This is a genomic window from Paenibacillus sp. GCM10028914, from assembly GCF_042666275.1.
In the GTDB taxonomy this organism is placed as follows: Bacteria; Bacillota; Bacilli; order Paenibacillales; family Paenibacillaceae; genus Paenibacillus_AQ.
In genome coordinates this window covers 698,249-715,175 of sequence record NZ_JBHTFO010000018.1, presented here as the reverse complement: position 1 = coordinate 715,175, position 16,927 = coordinate 698,249, and the positions used below count along the sequence as shown (strand labels likewise).

At 43.3% G+C, this 16,927-nt stretch carries 18 protein-coding genes; 3 read left to right on the top strand and 15 right to left on the bottom strand.

Annotated features, from left to right (window positions below; translation table 11 throughout):
- Nucleotides 1–38: 38 nt before the first annotated feature.
- The 11 genes from ACFQV5_RS23890 to ACFQV5_RS23840 all read right to left on the bottom strand — a co-directional run bounded on the left by ACFQV5_RS23890 (nucleotide 39) and on the right by ACFQV5_RS23840 (nucleotide 10,652).
- Entirely contained in the window at nucleotides 39–1,220 is a 1,182-nt protein-coding gene (locus tag ACFQV5_RS23890) for a D-alanyl-D-alanine carboxypeptidase family protein (protein WP_379250719.1), read from the bottom strand.
- A gap of 252 nt (nucleotides 1,221–1,472) precedes the next feature.
- Nucleotides 1,473–3,257: a hypothetical protein gene (locus ACFQV5_RS23885; RefSeq protein WP_379250717.1), complete on the bottom strand. Its 1,785-nt coding sequence runs from the start codon at nucleotides 3,255–3,257 to the stop codon at nucleotides 1,473–1,475.
- A 340-nt stretch (nucleotides 3,258–3,597) separates the two neighbouring features.
- Nucleotides 3,598–3,882, bottom strand: coding sequence for an alpha/beta-type small acid-soluble spore protein (locus ACFQV5_RS23880; RefSeq protein WP_379250715.1), 285 nt, complete (start codon nucleotides 3,880–3,882; stop codon nucleotides 3,598–3,600).
- Between the two features lie 126 nt (nucleotides 3,883–4,008).
- Nucleotides 4,009–4,833: a purine-nucleoside phosphorylase gene (locus tag ACFQV5_RS23875; protein ID WP_379250713.1), complete on the bottom strand. Its 825-nt coding sequence runs from the start codon at nucleotides 4,831–4,833 to the stop codon at nucleotides 4,009–4,011.
- A gap of 24 nt (nucleotides 4,834–4,857) precedes the next feature.
- Complete coding sequence (deoB, locus tag ACFQV5_RS23870) at nucleotides 4,858–6,051, bottom strand: phosphopentomutase (protein ID WP_379250711.1); 1,194 nt, start codon at nucleotides 6,049–6,051, stop codon at nucleotides 4,858–4,860.
- 83 nt (nucleotides 6,052–6,134) lie between these two features.
- Nucleotides 6,135–7,028, bottom strand: a complete 894-nt coding sequence (gene xerD, locus ACFQV5_RS23865; protein ID WP_379250709.1) for a site-specific tyrosine recombinase XerD — start codon at nucleotides 7,026–7,028, stop codon at nucleotides 6,135–6,137.
- A 46-nt stretch (nucleotides 7,029–7,074) separates the two neighbouring features.
- Nucleotides 7,075–7,308, bottom strand: coding sequence for a YqzK family protein (locus ACFQV5_RS23860; protein WP_379250706.1), 234 nt, complete (start codon nucleotides 7,306–7,308; stop codon nucleotides 7,075–7,077).
- Nucleotides 7,309–7,580: 272 nt separating this feature from the next.
- Nucleotides 7,581–8,045 (bottom strand): ferric iron uptake transcriptional regulator, encoded by a 465-nt coding sequence (gene fur / locus ACFQV5_RS23855; RefSeq protein ID WP_379250704.1) that lies wholly within the window; start codon nucleotides 8,043–8,045, stop codon nucleotides 7,581–7,583.
- Between the two features lie 94 nt (nucleotides 8,046–8,139).
- Complete coding sequence (spoIIM, locus tag ACFQV5_RS23850) at nucleotides 8,140–8,775, bottom strand: stage II sporulation protein M (protein ID WP_379250702.1); 636 nt, start codon at nucleotides 8,773–8,775, stop codon at nucleotides 8,140–8,142.
- A gap of 79 nt (nucleotides 8,776–8,854) precedes the next feature.
- The gene (locus ACFQV5_RS23845) at nucleotides 8,855–10,072 is read right to left on the bottom strand and encodes an endonuclease Q family protein (RefSeq protein WP_379250700.1); all 1,218 of its coding nucleotides are present in this window, start codon (nucleotides 10,070–10,072) and stop codon (nucleotides 8,855–8,857) included.
- Nucleotide 10,073: 1 nt separating this feature from the next.
- On the bottom strand, nucleotides 10,074–10,652 hold the full coding sequence (locus ACFQV5_RS23840; RefSeq protein ID WP_379250698.1) for an NUDIX domain-containing protein: 579 nt from the start codon (nucleotides 10,650–10,652) through the stop codon (nucleotides 10,074–10,076).
- 93 nt (nucleotides 10,653–10,745) lie between these two features.
- Here ACFQV5_RS23840 and mciZ point away from each other — a divergent pair, with 93 nt between their 5' ends.
- Nucleotides 10,746–10,895: a Z-ring formation inhibitor MciZ gene (mciZ, locus tag ACFQV5_RS23835; RefSeq protein WP_379250696.1), complete on the top strand. Its 150-nt coding sequence runs from the start codon at nucleotides 10,746–10,748 to the stop codon at nucleotides 10,893–10,895.
- 109 nt (nucleotides 10,896–11,004) lie between these two features.
- Nucleotides 11,005–12,219 (top strand): tetratricopeptide repeat protein, encoded by a 1,215-nt coding sequence (locus ACFQV5_RS23830; RefSeq protein ID WP_379250694.1) that lies wholly within the window; start codon nucleotides 11,005–11,007, stop codon nucleotides 12,217–12,219.
- A 171-nt stretch (nucleotides 12,220–12,390) separates the two neighbouring features.
- Here the strand turns inward: ACFQV5_RS23830 and ACFQV5_RS23825 are convergent, their stop codons facing one another.
- Nucleotides 12,391–13,518 carry a tripeptidase T gene (locus ACFQV5_RS23825; RefSeq protein ID WP_379250692.1) on the bottom strand — a complete coding sequence of 376 codons (1,128 nt, stop codon included), beginning with the start codon at nucleotides 13,516–13,518 and terminating at the stop codon, nucleotides 12,391–12,393.
- Between the two features lie 107 nt (nucleotides 13,519–13,625).
- On the opposite strand from ACFQV5_RS23825, the gene prli42 reads away from it, so the two are divergent.
- On the top strand, nucleotides 13,626–13,727 hold the full coding sequence (prli42, locus tag ACFQV5_RS23820; protein ID WP_379250690.1) for a stressosome-associated protein Prli42: 102 nt from the start codon (nucleotides 13,626–13,628) through the stop codon (nucleotides 13,725–13,727).
- A gap of 20 nt (nucleotides 13,728–13,747) precedes the next feature.
- Here the strand turns inward: prli42 and lipB are convergent, their stop codons facing one another.
- From lipB to ACFQV5_RS23805, 3 genes are all read right to left on the bottom strand, one after another.
- Nucleotides 13,748–14,440 (bottom strand): lipoyl(octanoyl) transferase LipB, encoded by a 693-nt coding sequence (gene lipB / locus ACFQV5_RS23815; RefSeq protein ID WP_379250688.1) that lies wholly within the window; start codon nucleotides 14,438–14,440, stop codon nucleotides 13,748–13,750.
- Between the two features lie 109 nt (nucleotides 14,441–14,549).
- Nucleotides 14,550–15,920, bottom strand: coding sequence for a dihydrolipoamide acetyltransferase family protein (locus ACFQV5_RS23810; RefSeq protein ID WP_379250686.1), 1,371 nt, complete (start codon nucleotides 15,918–15,920; stop codon nucleotides 14,550–14,552).
- A 19-nt stretch (nucleotides 15,921–15,939) separates the two neighbouring features.
- Entirely contained in the window at nucleotides 15,940–16,926 is a 987-nt protein-coding gene (locus tag ACFQV5_RS23805) for an alpha-ketoacid dehydrogenase subunit beta (protein ID WP_379250684.1), read from the bottom strand.
- Nucleotide 16,927: the final 1 nt, after the last annotated feature.

Here is a 16,927-nt window from a genome sequence, read left to right as displayed (position 1 = left end):
CATTCCTGCCCCCCGACAAAACTAGAAGAAAACTCCTATCAATCTACATGAAACAAATTTCCTGTCGTTCGCTTAAATAACTTCCACCAGCCTGCCTTCTTTACATCATCGGGTGCTTTGAGTTCAAATTCTTTCACCAACTGATCTCCTTGGTATACCTCAAGCTTACCTACGACTTGACCTGCAGCTATAGGTGCCTTCACACTCTTCGGAATAGTTACTTCATGACGAAGTTCCGGAGCTTTTCCGCCTTTTTTCACAAGTACACTGTAATTTTGCTCTGCTTGAAGCTGCATCTGTGGAACAACGCCTTTAGAGATTTGGATACTGCCAAGCATCTCGCCCTTTTTATAGATTAAATGCTTGCTGTATTGGGCAAAGCCATAATCAAACATACGGGATATTTCATTATTACGACTTTTGGTATCCGGAGCCCCAAGAACGACCGCTACAGTACGAAGACCATCCTTCGATGCCGTAGCAGAAAGACAAAATTTCGCTTCAGAGGTATATCCAGTTTTAAGTCCATCTGCACCCGGATAAAAACGAACAAGTTTATTCGTATTTACCAGCCAAAATGGTTTTTGCGTATCCTTACGCAAATAATCTTGGTAAGCACCGGTGTATTTAGTTATCTGTTCGTGTTTTAGCAACTCTCGACTCATTAAAGCAATATCATGCGCTGTGCTGTAATGATTCTCTACAGGAAGCCCATTACAGTTTACAAAATGGGTGTTTTTCATCCCTAGTTCCGCTGCTCTTTCATTCATCATCTTTACAAACTCTTCTTCAGAACCAGCAATTTTCTCAGCTATCGCTACAGAGGCATCATTACCGGACGCCATCGCGATCCCCTTCAACATGTCATCGACCGTCATTTCTTCGCCCGGTTCTAGAAAGATTTGCGAACCACCCATGGAAGCTGCACGATCGCTAGTCCGCACCTTGTCTGTTAGTTTCAATGAGCCATCCTCAATAGCTTCCATTGTAAGCAGCATGGTCATAATCTTCGTAATACTGGCCGGCGGCAACTTATCATGGCTGTTTTTCTCGTAAATAATGGTTCCGGTATCTGCATCTAACAAAATAGCAGAACGCGCACTTGTTGCAAGTTCACTATCAGATGCTCCACTTGGTTTCTTTTCATCAGCATAGCCTATAGATGCTGATGAAAGTACGACACTGAGTGATAATAGACCAGCAATTAACGCCCTCTTCAATTCCGCACCCTCCTAACAATCGTAATGGCATATCCCGCCCTTTCACAAACGGGTCTGTTTTCATTGTTGTCAGGATGAAAGTAAATTATTCCATTTCATAACAGATAACTCTGATACTTCTACAAAAAAATAGAGGTCTGCCCTAAAAGATCCTTCGATCCTTCAGGAAACCTCTATTTTTACAATAAAAAGATTCTATGATAGATAGGGACAAGTCTACTTTATTGGTTCAACCTAGCGCATGTTCATGAGTTATGGTTTGGCATTCTTCCAATATTCATAAGCATGTACGAGGTGTCCTGAATAAGCGTAAGAAGATTGCATTAACTCTTGCAGTTTCGCAAGCTCTTGTTCCATGTAGGCAGAGCCTTCTTCGTAGAAAGTAATGTGATTGCCTTCATGACTTTCTTTGATTTCAACAGAGACCATGACGGGCTTGCCTAATTCATCACCAAAAGCCATCTCTTCCCTAACAACTCTTGCAATACCGTTGGAGCCTTCCGCACTATCTCTAAAGGCCATTAACGAAACATGATCCATAAGATTGATCATCCATTTGCTAAGGGACATATCCGAACCTGGAACCATATATTTATCCAACCATACCGCCATATCTATACTTGCTTGAAGGTTAGAATCTTTTTTCAGTTCATATACAAATGCCTCCAAATTGGATGTCCATTCCGATATAACCTTCTGTGAATCCATCCTCCAATCAGGCAACACATAAGGTTCAATATCTAAATGAATACCATGAAAACGTTCATCACCCTGAACCGCGCGATTATAGTCCTTCACATAATTGACTAACCGCAGAATTCTAGCTCGGTTCTCCTGAAGTGCCCATATTGGATGCCCTCCCATGGCGTGCACTTCGATCCCTGCGGCAGACGCTTGCCTAACAAATTCCTGATAAGAACTGAACGGTTGCTGCAAATCCAGACGAACATATAGCCAGTTTATATTTTTCTCTTTTGCAAATTCGAGAATCTCATAGCTATTATGTATAACTTCGTTTGCCTCCCAAATGTATGTCCCTCTAACCATTCGATCCCGTATCACCGGATCTGCATCAGGTACGCGGCCATCTGGCTCCGGTTCAGGGTTAGAGGGTGGAGTCGATTCATCAGTTTCCGTATCATCTTGATCTCCCTTTACCGGCATGTTCTCCCAATTACGAAAATCATGTACGGCCAGCCCTGCAAAGGAAGTATGTGATCCAAGTACTTCGGATAGATGTTGGAGCGTTTGATCCAGCTTATCTTTTCCGAGACCATGAAAGGTTGTATGATCTTCTCCGGGCATTACCGTCGTATTGACCGCAACGAGAACTTGTTTGCCAAGGCGATCTGCGAGTTCCAATTCATTCTGCGCCTGGTATATGATACCATTCTCCCCATCAGCTATATTTCGATAAGCAAGCACCGTAATATGATCAAATGCACTGAATAGCCATTCATTCAAACTCCCGCCATCCGCCATGGTTATAGGATCAAACCAGAAAGGAATATCGATTCCAAGTTCTAATCCGGATCCGTTTACAATTTCTTTAAATGAATTAATATTTCTTTGCCATGAGGAAATAATCTCATCCCGCTCGGTTTCCCAGCTGTCAAGCACATAAGGCTCTACATCGAGATGAATACCATCAAATCTGCTATCTGAAGTGACATTAGCATTGTAATCAATCACCCAATTCGCAAGACCAAGCATGTCATCAGCGTGCTTTTGAAGAGCCCATCTAGGGTCCCCGCCTAAAGCATGGACAACAACTTGCTGCTCATGTGCTAACCGTATAAACTCTTCGTACTTCTCTTTCGACAAATTACGATTGATTTGTAAATAGATCAAATTAATACCTTCATTCCGAGCGAAACTAAGGAGTCTTTCTCCACCATCCTCGATCAGATCAGTCTGCCATACCCATGTTGCTTTTTTTCCAGCTGTTTCTCCATAAGCTGGAGACTGGAATCCCACCAAAAGCAAAACAGCCATAAGGAATAACAGAGCAAGCTTTTGGTTTGTGTGTGTAAACATAATTCCCCTCCATTCCCCCTGAAGGACTTATTCGTCCTCAGGTAGTAAACGGGGTTAATTATAGCATTGATCCCTCAAAAAAAGATGAGCCCATATCCTTAAAGGACGGGCTCATACGGTTTATTAAAAGTTATGATCTATACAAAAGAACTACCCTTGATTTGTAATTTATATCCATTTTCATTCGATAAGAGAATTTCTGGAAGTTTTTAGTGCCAACTGCTCAGGATAAAAGTATGGTTAACAGCCCTGAAACGTCTGGCCTCTCCCAAAAGAATCCCTTATTCTTTTCATCGTCCCAAATTACATTATAGTTAACTTTTTGATAAATGTATTATTTCTATTGGGTCTCTCGGTCCACTAGATTCTGCTTAGCCATACGAATCATTTCACGGATCATCGAACCACCAATTTTACCGCCAATATGTCCTGCCTCTTCTGTGGTTAATCCACCATTTCCTCCAGACTTAAGCGGGATCCCTAGCTCCTTAGCCACTTCATACTTCACATCATCTGGGCGACTTGGGTTTATCTTATACCCTTCCTGCTTCATGACTTCCGCTTTGAATGCTTGTATTTCTCGCGCTGCTTCTGGTACGACATATTTATTATTCCTTCTTGCCATATGAATCACTCCCAACCTGTTTACACCTAGCATGCCCTAAAACGATACAATCTATCTCTCATGGGCTTAAGTGCAGGTTAGAGGAGAGGGAACGTACAATATGACATCCAGATTCAACTCTTGTATTTACATCCCCGGAATAATTGCCATGACAAGACCAAGGAATTTCTCGCGTACTTTCTCAGCCGTTTCCATCACTTCATCATGAGATAATGGTTGGTCGAGTATACCTGCTGCCATGTTGCTGATACAGGATATACCGAGCACTTCCAATCCAGAATGACGAGCAACAATAACCTCAGACACTGTAGACATCCCTACTGCATCCGCTCCTAATGTACGTAACATCACAATTTCAGCAGGTGTTTCATAAGTGGGTCCAAGCAGACCTGCGTAAATTCCTTGTTGTAAAGTAATCCCTTGGCTGTCTGCCGTATCTAGAGCCAGTCTACGCAAACGCCGACTGTATGCTTCTGACATGTCAGGGAAACGAACGCCGAGTGCTGGATCATTAGGACCAATCAAAGGATTGCTGCCTGTCATATTTAAATGATCTGTTATTAGCATTAAATCTCCAGGCTCAAAATCAGTATTAATTCCTCCAGCAGCATTCGTGACTAGCAAGCTCTTTACGCCAAGTTGTTTCATGACTCGTACAGGAAATGCGGTTAATTCTGGACCATATCCTTCATACATATGGAAACGGCCTTTCATCATAACAACAGGACGTCCTTGAATATTCCCGAGCAAAAGTTCTCCAACATGCCCCTCAACGGTCGAAACGGGAAAATGAGGAATATCGGCATAAGGGATGGATACTGCATCTTTGAGCAGGTCAGCCAATACGCCAAGGCCAGAGCCTAGAATAAGTCCAACTTCTGGTTGAACTCCACCTTTCTCTCGAATAAATGCTGCTGCTTCTTCGATGATTCCTTGATTTAAAGTACCCATTCAGCGCCGCTCCCTTTTCATTCATTATTTTAGTTGCGATAAAAAGCTCTTGCCATACTCCGGAGGCTTCGAGTCAAAATTATCAGCAATCGTTGCACCCACATCTGAAAATGTTGATCGTACGCCAAGACTTCCAGGTTGGCTTAAACCCGGACTAAACACAAACAGTGGTACAAATTCACGTGTATGATCTGTTCCTGTGTGAGTAGGATCATTCCCATGGTCTGCTGAAATGATCAGCAGATCGTCCTCATTCAATTTGCTCATGATATCCGGCAGAGCTTCGTCAAAAATCTTCAAAGCTTGTCCATACCCCTTAGGATCACGCCGATGTCCATATAGAGAATCAAAGTCTACCAAATTCGCAAACAACAATCCATTAAAATCGTTGCTTAGCTGCTCTATTGTAACTTTAATACCATGCTCATTGCTTTTGGTAGGATAGGATTTCGTTATACCTTCTCCTGTAAAAATATCATGGATTTTCCCGATCGCTATCACATCAAATCCGTGATGTTTAAGGGCATTCATTACGGTAGGCTCTGGAGGTTTTACCGCGAAATCACGCCGACTGGATGTGCGAATGTATTTACCAGGTTGTCCAACAAACGGACGTGCAATGACTCTTCCAACAGAGAATTCTGGTTGCAGCGTAAGCCTCCGAGCAATTTCACATGCTCTGTAAAGCTCTTCAAGTGGAATTACATCTTCATGAGCAGCAATCTGAAACACACTGTCAGCCGAGGTATACACAATGAATGCTCCCGTTCTTCTCTGCTCTTCACCATATTCATCAATAATATCTGTTCCCGAAGCTACCTTATTACCGATAACCTTACGTCCTGTTTGCTGTTCGAACTGAGCTATTAGAGCGGAAGGAAACCCTTGTGGATACGTGTTAAAAGGGGTCTTCACCCGAAGGCCCATCAGTTCCCAGTGTCCCGTCATTGTGTCTTTTCCAACCGATTGCTCTTGCATTTTACCATAATAAGCTTTTGGTGCATCCACTGGGCGTACGGACGGTAATGGAGCAATATTGCCCAGCCCCAGTTTCTCCAGATTTGATAATGTCAGATCCGGATTATTTTCTAGTATATGACCTAGGGTATGCGCCCCAATGTCTCCGAATTTTACAGCATCCGGTGCCTCGCCGATCCCCACACTGTCAAGTACAATAAAACAGATACGCTTGAAACGATGTTTGGTGTTGTCTGACATGTTGATCACTCCTTGATTATTAGTAAGGAATTCATAGTTGATCTGGTTCGATTTTGGAGACGGTCATATACAAAGGAAAACGATTAGCTTCCAGCCCTCGGATGATGAGATTCATAGACTTCCTTCATGCTTTTCTTGGGTGTCTGGTACATCTGTGTAGTGGAAATATCAGAGTGCCCGAGCATCTCCTGCACAGAACGAAGATCCGCTCCGTTATCCAGCATATGAATAGCAAAAGAATGACGAAGTGTATGAGGTGTGATATCCTCAGGTATTCCTGCTTCCTTACCGTATTTCTTAATGATTTTCCAAAAGCCTTGACGAGTCAGTCTAGTACCAAGTGCATTCAGGAATAGTCCTTCCTCTTCAGTCCCTGACTTTAGAAGTTTATCTCTCATCCCGTTTAAATACTGTTCAACACTGCGTGCTGCAAGCGGACTTATTGGCAAAATTCGTTCTTTACCCGAGCTTCCTGTGCACCTTACAAACCTCATGTCGATATTTACATCATTCACTTGCAAGTTTACCAGTTCTGAAACACGAATTCCTGCTGCATATAGCAGCTCCAGCATAGCCTTATCTCTGGCTCCTTGAGGCGTAGACGCATCCGGGGCACTAAGTAGCTTGTCCACTTGTTCAACTGAGAGCCCCTTAGGAACTTTCCGTTCCGGCTTTGGGGCTTCTAGCATAAGAGATGGGTCTTGCGGAATTAGGGACCGACGCACCAAATATTGAAAAAAAGAACGAATAGAAACGGTGCATCTCATCATGGTAGAAGGTGCCCTACCCCGCTGTTTCAAACTTCCTAAATACAAACTAAGCAACGTTCGATTCACATCCGCTGGATCATTCACGCCACGCTGCTCAGCAAACTCAATAAAGCCTGCAATATCTTTGCGATAAGATTCTGTTGTACTGCGTGACAGCCCTCTCTCTTCGGATAAAAAAGATATGTAGGCGTCCAAATTCTGCTTCATGATTTATTCTGCTCCTTACCACTGCTCTTCCATACGCAGCAGACATTTATTCACCATACCAATAGTATAAGCGAAGTCTGTCACGAGGTGTTACCCAGGTGTCGATTGAATGTTCAGGTTGAAATGCCTTAACAGCTTGCCCAGACGGCTCCCGGTATGGATCAAACGGCATCACCCATTCATTTACAAGAGACAAGGCATAATAAAAAAACAACGTAAGAACGGTAAATAGTATGGTAAATCTGATACCAGCACCGATCTTCCTAACGGAAATAATCATAACCACAACGCCTCTCTTTCATTGAAAGAACATGCATAAAGCTCTATTCATCCAATCCTATGAGCTTGTTTCATGTAATATGACGCTGCGAAAAAGGTTCTATTATCAATAGGCTCTCTCTTTAGAAAGTCTGAATCCATCTGTCTGTATATAATCAGTAAACGAATCGCATGAAAGTGAACCTACTAATTTAAAATAACCCTCCCGGAGACTTTCGTCTCCGTAAGAGGGCTATTGTGTGACTCATCTGGACTCATTAGTGCTATCGCTTTTTAAGATTCATTGTGATCATGTTTTCCCTTTTCCTTGCATCTGTAACAGATGCCGTGGAAATCCAGGCGATGATCATGAACGGTAAAATTAAATTCTCTCTCAAGCCGCTCTTCGAGTGGCCCGAGCCAATCTTCGCGTATCTCATCCATGCTTCCGCATTGAGTACAAATTAGATGATGATGATGGTGCTTAGACGTATCCGTTCGCAAATCATAACGGGCAACTCCGTCGCCGAAGTTAATCTTCTCCACCACATGCAGCTCGCTGAGAAGCTCGAGGGTACGGTATACGGTTGCCAGACCGATCTCTGGAGCTTTTTCTTTAACGAGCATAAAAACGTCTTCTGCGCTAAGGTGGTCGTCCTCATTCTCCAACAATACGCTGACCGTGGCTTCCCTTTGGGGCGTTAATTTGTAGCCTTGGGATTGTAACTGCTGTTTGATTTTGTCGATCCGTGCTTCCATCGTTTCCCTCCCCCTTGGAAATCACTGCACGTAATTGTTCACTTCTTTCATTATAGGGGGACTTCGCAAACAAAGTCAAACGGTTTTGACACATCTAAACGCCACTGGCTGAGAGAAGCATCGGAGCAACCCATCGCATCATACTGGGAGTAATCCAAGTTTCGAAAGTAGATATCCCTAACATTAGCAAAATCATTACAAAGGTTAGTCCAACATATGACGTGAATGGTTTCATCACACTTCCAGAATGCTGTGCGAGCAGGCGGTTTTTGATGATATATAGAGAAAAGGTTATTGCCGCTACACTGCTAATCATCAGCACTGGAATAACGATCATATTTTGCGGTGCAATCGAAACGAGTGCAAACAACAAGCCTTTCCAGGAATATTGACCGACAAGATAACCTACCGTAAAACCAACCAGAACCCCTTTTAAGAAATCAAGAATGAGAATTCCAGGAAGTCCGATGACTGACAGCCCTAAGATCCATATCAAACCAATCCATTTCAGATGAAGTGCTGCAACACTTCCAAAAGTAGCACCCGCTTCCCCATCTCCCTCATGAACGGTTAGAAAAAAATGATCTAAATAGCTAGACAGATCCTGCTGCTGTTCTAAGGACAGAGCATTGACCATTAAAGCCCCAAAAAGAACTCCTACTAAAAATAAAACGGCAACAAAAACATATAGAGGCATCTGTTCCTTAAAACTTTGGCGGAATGATTGCATGAGATAGAGTCTCCTTTCCTGTCTCTACCTTCACTCTATGTGAGTTTGATGCCGTCTATGACTTACATTTAATAGACTTTCATGTACGAATAACTTTGCCGTATGTGCCTCCGCCTCCAGATGAAAGCTCTAAAGTTCCATTTCTCGCCATAACAATATGTTTTGCAAGTCCCTCACCAATGACTGTTCTCAAATCTTCCTCTGATGCTCGGTGCAAGATCGCCATCTCAGTGCCAAACACAGAGAGTAGTTTGGACATCGCGGCTTTTCCTAGACCTGGAATGAACTCTAGCGGGACCTGATAGTGATAAGGAGGTCTCTTTGATGGAATATATGTCTGTTCTCTATCAGCAATAGACATAATCCGATCAAACACCCCTTGTACCGTTTTAAGACTTCCACAGTAAGGGCATCTGTCATCAGATGAAACAATAGCGACTTCATCCAAAATGCTATTGCAACTGGAACAATATGTTCGGTGATACTTGCCAAGACGTGGATTAAGCCCATAATTTGCTACTACATGTCTTCCATCCTTACACTCGAGAGCCAATCGAAATTCGTCAAATGAAGGTGAAGCCATTCGGATTTTGTTATACTCTCTGCCAATTTTCCCAAGTGAATGTGCATCGGAGTTGGTGAGAAACGCGTAGTTATCCAACTCAGAAATATATCCTGCCATCGAGGAATCGGCACTAAGTCCTAATTCAATAGCGGCAATTCCATTCATGTCAAACACATCAGACATTTGATCGGCCATACTGCCGTATAACCCTTTATGTGGTGTAAATACATGTGCCGGTATGAGCAGACCACCACGATCCAAAATTTCCTTCTGCAGCTCTCGTGGCTGGGCATAGATACGCTGGGAGCTTAATTGTACATTCTTCATGTACTGCGACATCCAGCGTGTGAAATCTTGTATTGTTCTTAGATCACGGAAAAAGGCTAACACATGTGCTGCCCCTCTGCCGTTCTCTTTAATCTCAATCTCGCTTCCGAGCAGAATGACCGTATTTTGATAAGCGATTCCTCCACCGTCAAGCTCTTTCATAATTCCGCTTTCCAGGCAGGCCTGAATATCCTCCTGTACCGATGGAGAGTGACAATCAATAATTCCGATCATTTCGATACCTTTGCGTACTGCTGCTTCCTTGGCAATATTCTCAAACGTAAGGTTTCGACTTCCGCTAATCTTTACAGCCTGACCACTCTCCGTACGCCCAATATGAATATGCATGTCACTGTAGTAATCTTGCAATCTGTCCGTTTTCTCAAAATGAGCAGCTGAATCCATATCAGATTTCACCCGTTAGTTTGTACATATTCCATGCATAAACGGCCAATATGGTCTTAGCATCACTGATACGCTCTTCCTTTATCAGTTGGTATGCTTCTTCTAATGTAATCTCCGACATTTCAAGAAATTCGTCCTCATCCGGTTTCATATTCCCGCTCTTCAGATCTTCTGCCAAGTACAGATGAATAATTTCATCAGCAAATCCCGGAGATGTATAAAAGGATTGCAGTTTGCGGATCGTTCCGCAAGTATATCCCGTCTCTTCCTGCAATTCTCGTTTAGCAGCTTCTAAAGGATCTTCCCCGCGTTCCAACTTTCCAGCTGGAATCTCTACTTCACAACGCCCAAGCGGCTGTCTGTATTGATCCACGACTAACATTTTATCTTCATGAAGTGCGAGAACAGCTACAGCACCTGGATGCCGAACAACTTCTCTTGTAGCCTGTTTGCCGTCAGGGAGGGTAACCGTATCCACCTGAAGTGAAATGATCTTACCTTCAAATATTTGTTCAGTCGATACTGTGGTTTCTACTAGTGATGTACTTGAATGGCGCTCTTTATTGCCGAGATCGCTCATATTATGGCCTCCTTTGTTTAAAAACGGCATGACTGCCAATGCTGATGCATAAGGTGTATTATATCAAACTTTTAAAGAAAGAAGGAACGGACAATGAAGAGCTACCGCGGTACGAAATCTATACATATGGTCGGACAGGCTTGGCAGATCAAAATAATGTTGAAACAATGGCAAAAGCAATGGGGAGAGGATGTAACAATTGCTGAACTCCTTAGCCAACCCACAATAAAATGCAAAAAATAAGCAACCCTTATAGGCATTAAGACTTATTTTTCGACTTTTTTCTATTTTTTTCGTTAAAAACCATGACTAACATGCCTATTCAGGTGTTCTATTATTGGGAGGTTTCGACATGCGACATTTATTAAATAGAGAACCCGAACATCAAACAGAATCACTAACTCAAGTCTATGAACTTGGTAAATGGCATGAGTCTCGTGGTCATTTAGAAGAAGCGCTAAAATGCTTTAAGCAAGGGGCAGTACCTGCCAAGCTGGTTAATACATCTGCAGGAACCCCACAGACACAGAAGGAACTAGCGTTAAACTGGATTGAATATGGGCGTCTTAGCGCCAGATTGAATAACTATGAAGAGGCAGAGAGGTCTTTTAGACAGGCTCTTTGCTTCGGCATGCCATATACTGCAACTGCATTAAAAGAATGGGCTCTGCTCCTTCACCGCCAAGGAATCAGTGATTCCAATATCTTTAGTCAACTAAGCAAAGAACTATCCTCATATTCAATTGCACCATCAGTGTTCGGGTGTATCCTGACCGAGATCGGAGCATATAAGGAAGCGGTGATTAGCTTTAATATGTCCGAATATACCGACACTCAATCTGGAATTGATCATGTTCGTTGCCTGATCATCGATGGTCAGCTTAACGAGGCAATGGATTTGTTAATATATTTAAACCATAAACGCACGCCTTTTGACTGGAAATGGGATGAGCAATACGAATTTATCAGCTTAGCTACATTCCTATGCAAATGGCGCCTTAGCGGCTCCCTCCCATACCTACCAGCATCTGAAGATGACCGGCTTAAACTAGCTCGTGCAGCTCTTTCCGTTGGGATGATCTCAGAGGCCGAATTTATTTTATCAAGTGAAGGAGAACTCGGGGAGCACGCTCTCATATACTTCCTTTATTCCGAAGGATATATTGCTCTTGCTGAGACAAGACTCCAGCAATTACCTGATCTAACACAGATACAATTGAGTCCTTATGGTACCAAGGTTCAATTTATAGCCGCTGAACGGCTGTATGATCTACATGAATATGAAAAAGCTTCAAAGATGTTCGAAAACATTAGATTATCACAATCTGAGCATACGAACGCTAGGTTTGGAGAAGCCGCTTGTTATTTACAATCAGCACTTCTATCACTCTCTTCCCGAGTGAACCGAATCAATTGTTCAAGAACGATAAAGGAACAAGCCATGGAGTATATGAACAGCATTAATGCAGCGCTGCATATTGTTGAGAATACAAACTGGCATACCACCTGGACACCTGCACAACGTCGCAGACAACATGGTATAGGTCAAACTAGTCTACTGAACTAATACTGTAAAATGAACCGCTCCTCAGGCTGCTTCCGGCACACTACCGGGGGCAGCTTATTTAGCGAAAAAAACACCCCTTAGAATTCAAAGGACAAACCTGAGGGTTATCCAATGATTATTCATAAGGGGTTATTTCATCATCGTAAAGAAGAAATGTGTATAAAGAAGATATTAGCCTTTTGCTGCTTCCTGAACGATCGCTACTACGACTTGAGCAGCTTTGACCAAATCCGAAGCTTTTATCCGTTCATTCGTTGTATGAATATCTTCATAACCTACAGCAAGGTTTACCGTTGGAATACCTAAGCCGTTAAATATGTTTGCATCGCTACCGCCACCTGAATGAAAGATCGGGCTTGGTAAGCCTAATCCGCCAATGGCACGCTGTGCCAACTGAACAACAGCATCATTCTCATTGTAACTGAATGCCGGATATATGATTTCACTACGGAACTCACATTTTGCTCCAAAATCGCGCACAGTGGTTTCCAAAGCTTCACGCATTTGATCGATTTGCTTCTCAACTTTTTCCTGAACAATACTTCTAGCTTCCGCGTCAATCTGTACGTGATCACATACAATGTTCGTTGGACCGCCACCTTGGAACTTTCCAATATTAGCAGTCGTCTCTTTATCAATACGACCTAAATTCATCTTGGCAATCGATTTAGCCGCAACCTGAATGGCACTGATCCCATCTTCCGGGTTCACACCTGCATGGGCTGACTTTCCGTTGATAATCATCGTTACCTTCGCTTGGGTTGGTGCAGCAACAGCGATGGATCCAACTTCACCATTAGAATCAAGCGCGTAGCCCAGATCTGCATCCAAATATTGAGGATCAAGCGCTCTGGCACCAACCAGACCGGACTCTTCACCTACCGTAATAACGAACTGAATCTTACCATGCGGAATATTGTTCTCTTTAATCACTCGGATTGCTTCTAGAAGCGCGGCAATTCCAGCTTTGTCATCAGAGCCAAGAATGGTTGTGCCATCACTACGAATCCATCCGTCTTCACCTAGAACCGGCTTTATTCCATTCCCAGGGGTTACTGTGTCCATATGGCAAGTAAATAATAGCTTCGGCGCTTGTTCAGCTTGATCCGCTTCCCAAGTAATAATCAAGTTACCGGCCCCATGTCCGGTCGTATCTTTAGTATCATCTTCAAAAACATTCAATCCAAGACTACCGAACTTTTCTTTAAGCACTTCAGAAATCTGAGCTTCGTGCTTCGTCTCACTATCCACTTGAACCAATTCCAGAAATTCATTAACAATACGGTCTTGTAAAATCATTGGACTTTCCTCTCCTTCTTAGATGAGTTACAATGTGCTTGTACGATGTGCATAAAGACTCGTGTCCTTATGTTCATCATTTAAACTAAAACCAAAGGAGTAACACGATGCAACGTAAAAAATGGTTTCGTCTCGTCATTTATCTCATGCTGGCTGCTATGATTGGTTCGACTTTATTTATTGTTCTGGAACCATTCCTCTTAGGCTAGAACTTAATATATGGCTGATTTTATGATTTAGCTTCTTGAAACTGAACCTCATAGGGAAACACCCGGGTGAAGCAGGAAACAATCTCCCGGGCAACTTCCTCTATCTGAAACGTCTTCCCCGCACATGCCTCTAAAGAAGTTACTCCATACTCTTCTATACCGCATGGAATAATACCCGTAAATCCTTGTTTCTCAATACCTGCTTTTACATTAAGTGCAAAACCATGGCTTGTCACGAATCCCCGATGATGTCGACATTTATTGAATTTCATGCCAATCGCACATATTTTGTGATCACCGACCCATACACCGGTGTACTCCGGCTTTCGGCCAGATTCAATGCCTAATTGGGCAAGATAATCAATAATGACCTGTTCCACATTTCTTAAAAATCCATGTAGATCCAGATTGTTACCTCCATCAAGCAGGAGCAGCGGATATCCGACCAATTGGCCAGGACCATGATATGTAATATCTCCTCCTCTGTCGATCTCGAACAACCCAATACCTTGGGCTTCAAGTTCCTCACGACTGAGAAGAAGATGTTCAGGATGCCTCTGTGATCCCATGGTATATGTAGGGGGGTGCTGAAGGAGCATAAGACATTCATTACGCTCCCCCAGATCGATACTTTTCACCCGCTCCTTCTGCATATCCCAAGCTTTTCCGTAATCCAGCAGTGGCGTATATGATACATCTAGAATTTTTGTCATCCACTACGCCTTCTTTCTTAAGAATACCCTAAAAGATCACTTTAGCTCGTTATAACCAAGATGTATATGCTCTGTTAAGAAATCTCAGACAGGTTCGTAAAGACGATAATTAATAAAGCTTCGTGTCCAGTGTGAATCCTTCCAAATTATCTTTCACTCGTTGCAAGAATCTTCCACAAATGACACCATCAAGAATTCGGTGGTCTAGAGAAAGACAAATGTTGGCCATCGACCGAACCGCGATCATGTCATTAATGACGACAGGTCTTTTTACAATAGACTCAAACGTAAGAATTGCTGCTTGTGGATAGTTAATGATTGGATACGACAAAATAGATCCAAACGATCCAGTATTATTAACGGTAAAAGTACCGCCTTGTAAATCATCAAGTGTTAGTTTGCCTTCACGAGTCTTACGAGCCAATTCATCAATCTCACGTGCCAGTCCTGCAATGTTCTTCTGATCAGCTCGTTTGATAACCGGTGTCATGACCGAATCCTCTGTACCAACGGCAAGGGATAAGTTAATGTCACGTTTAACAACGATCTTATCCACTGCCCAAAATGAGTTCATGATAGGATAATCCTTGATTGCGTTGACTACAGCTTTCAGCAAGAATGCAAGATAAGTCAGGTTAACACCCTCATTACGCTTGAATTCATCCTTCAGCTTGTTCCGGATCAGGACCAGATTTGTCACATCAACCTCAATCATTGTCCAAGCATGAGGAATTTCAGTAACACTCTGGCGCATATTTCTGGCAATTGTATTACGGATAGGTGTCACATCAACAAAATACTCTGATCTTCCAACCCCTACCCCTTCAATTTCAATCGTCGGGATCTTTGGCGATTCTGTTAGGTGTAGACCTGAATGCCGCACATTTGGAATAGCCGTTCCAAGCGGAGGACTCGGCTCTGTCTGAGGCGGAGTTACCATTCCTGTAAACGGTGAAGCTGTTGATGTTGATTGTGAAGTAGAAACCGATGCAACCGCACCTTGCTTCGCTGCTCCTCCCTGCTCGATATAAGAGAGAACATCTTTACGTGTAATTCGGCCGCCCATCCCTGTACCAACCACCTGACTAAGATCGATACCGTGCTCAGCAGCCAGGCTTTGTACTGCTGGTGAAAACCGGCTGCGCATAGAATCGCCAGTTGCAGGATTTTGCCCACCATGAGCCGGCTCAGACTGCGCTTGAACCGTTGTCTCCGGAGCGGTCCCTCCCACAGAAGAGATCCGGCAAATGATATCTCCAACCGCGACAGTACGACCTTCCTCCGCCAATATTTCTCCCATAAAACCATCCATTGTTGACGGTATCTCAGCATTTACTTTATCCGTGATTACTTCACAGATAGGTTCATACTGTTCAACTGGATCTCCAGGCTTTTTAAGCCACTTACCTATCGTAGCGGATACAAGCGATTCCGCCAGCTGTGGCATCGCCACATCGGTCATTTTCCCATTTTCAGACATGCTCACAACTCCCTGTATCTTAGTAAAGCGCCAATTGACGCATAGATTCCTTCACTTTGTCCTTGTTTAACATATAGAACTTCTCCATTGGTGGACTGATCGGCATCGCCGGCACATCAGGTGCGCATAAACGCATAATTGGAGCATCCAGTTCATATAGACAATTCTCAGCGATGATAGCTGCAACTTCAGCTCCTACACCACCTGTTTTGTTGTCCTCATGAATGATCATTACTTTTCCAGTCTTCCGGGCAGATTCAATAATAGCTTCCTGATCGAGTGGCTGCAGTGTTCTCAGATCCAGAACGTGGGCAGTAATTCCTTCTTCTCTTTCTAACTCTTCAGCAGCCTGCATAACAAAGTGCAGCGGTTGACTGTATCCAATAACCGTGATGTCTGCCCCTTCACGAAGGAGATTGGCCTTACCAATCGGAACAACATAATCATCTTCAGGCACATCGCCTTTAATGAGCTTGTAACACTTTTTATTCTCAAAGAACAGAACCGGATCAGGATCACGTACCGCAGCTTTTAAGAGCCCTTTCGCATCATACGCCGTAAATGGAGCAACAATCTTAAGTCCAGGCGTACCGAAGAAAATCGATTCCGGACACTGAGAGTGGTAAAGTCCACCTTTGATCCCGCCTCCGATAGGAGCACGAATAACAATTGGACAGCTCCAATCGTTATTGGAACGATAACGGATTTTTGCCGCTTCGCTAATAATTTGATTCGTTGCAGGCAACATAAAGTCAGAGTATTGCATCTCAGCGATCGGCTTCATTCCATACATTGCCGCACCGATTGCAACACCAGCAATAGCTGATTCCGCAAGCGGTGTATCCATTACTCGCATTTCACCAAACTGTTCCATGAGACCTTTAGTCGTTGTGAACACGCCGCCCTTTACGCCTACATCTTCTCCTAGAACAAATACAGATTCATCCCGCTCCATCTCTTCTTTCATAGCTAAACGAATCGCATCGATATATTCCATGTGAGCCATC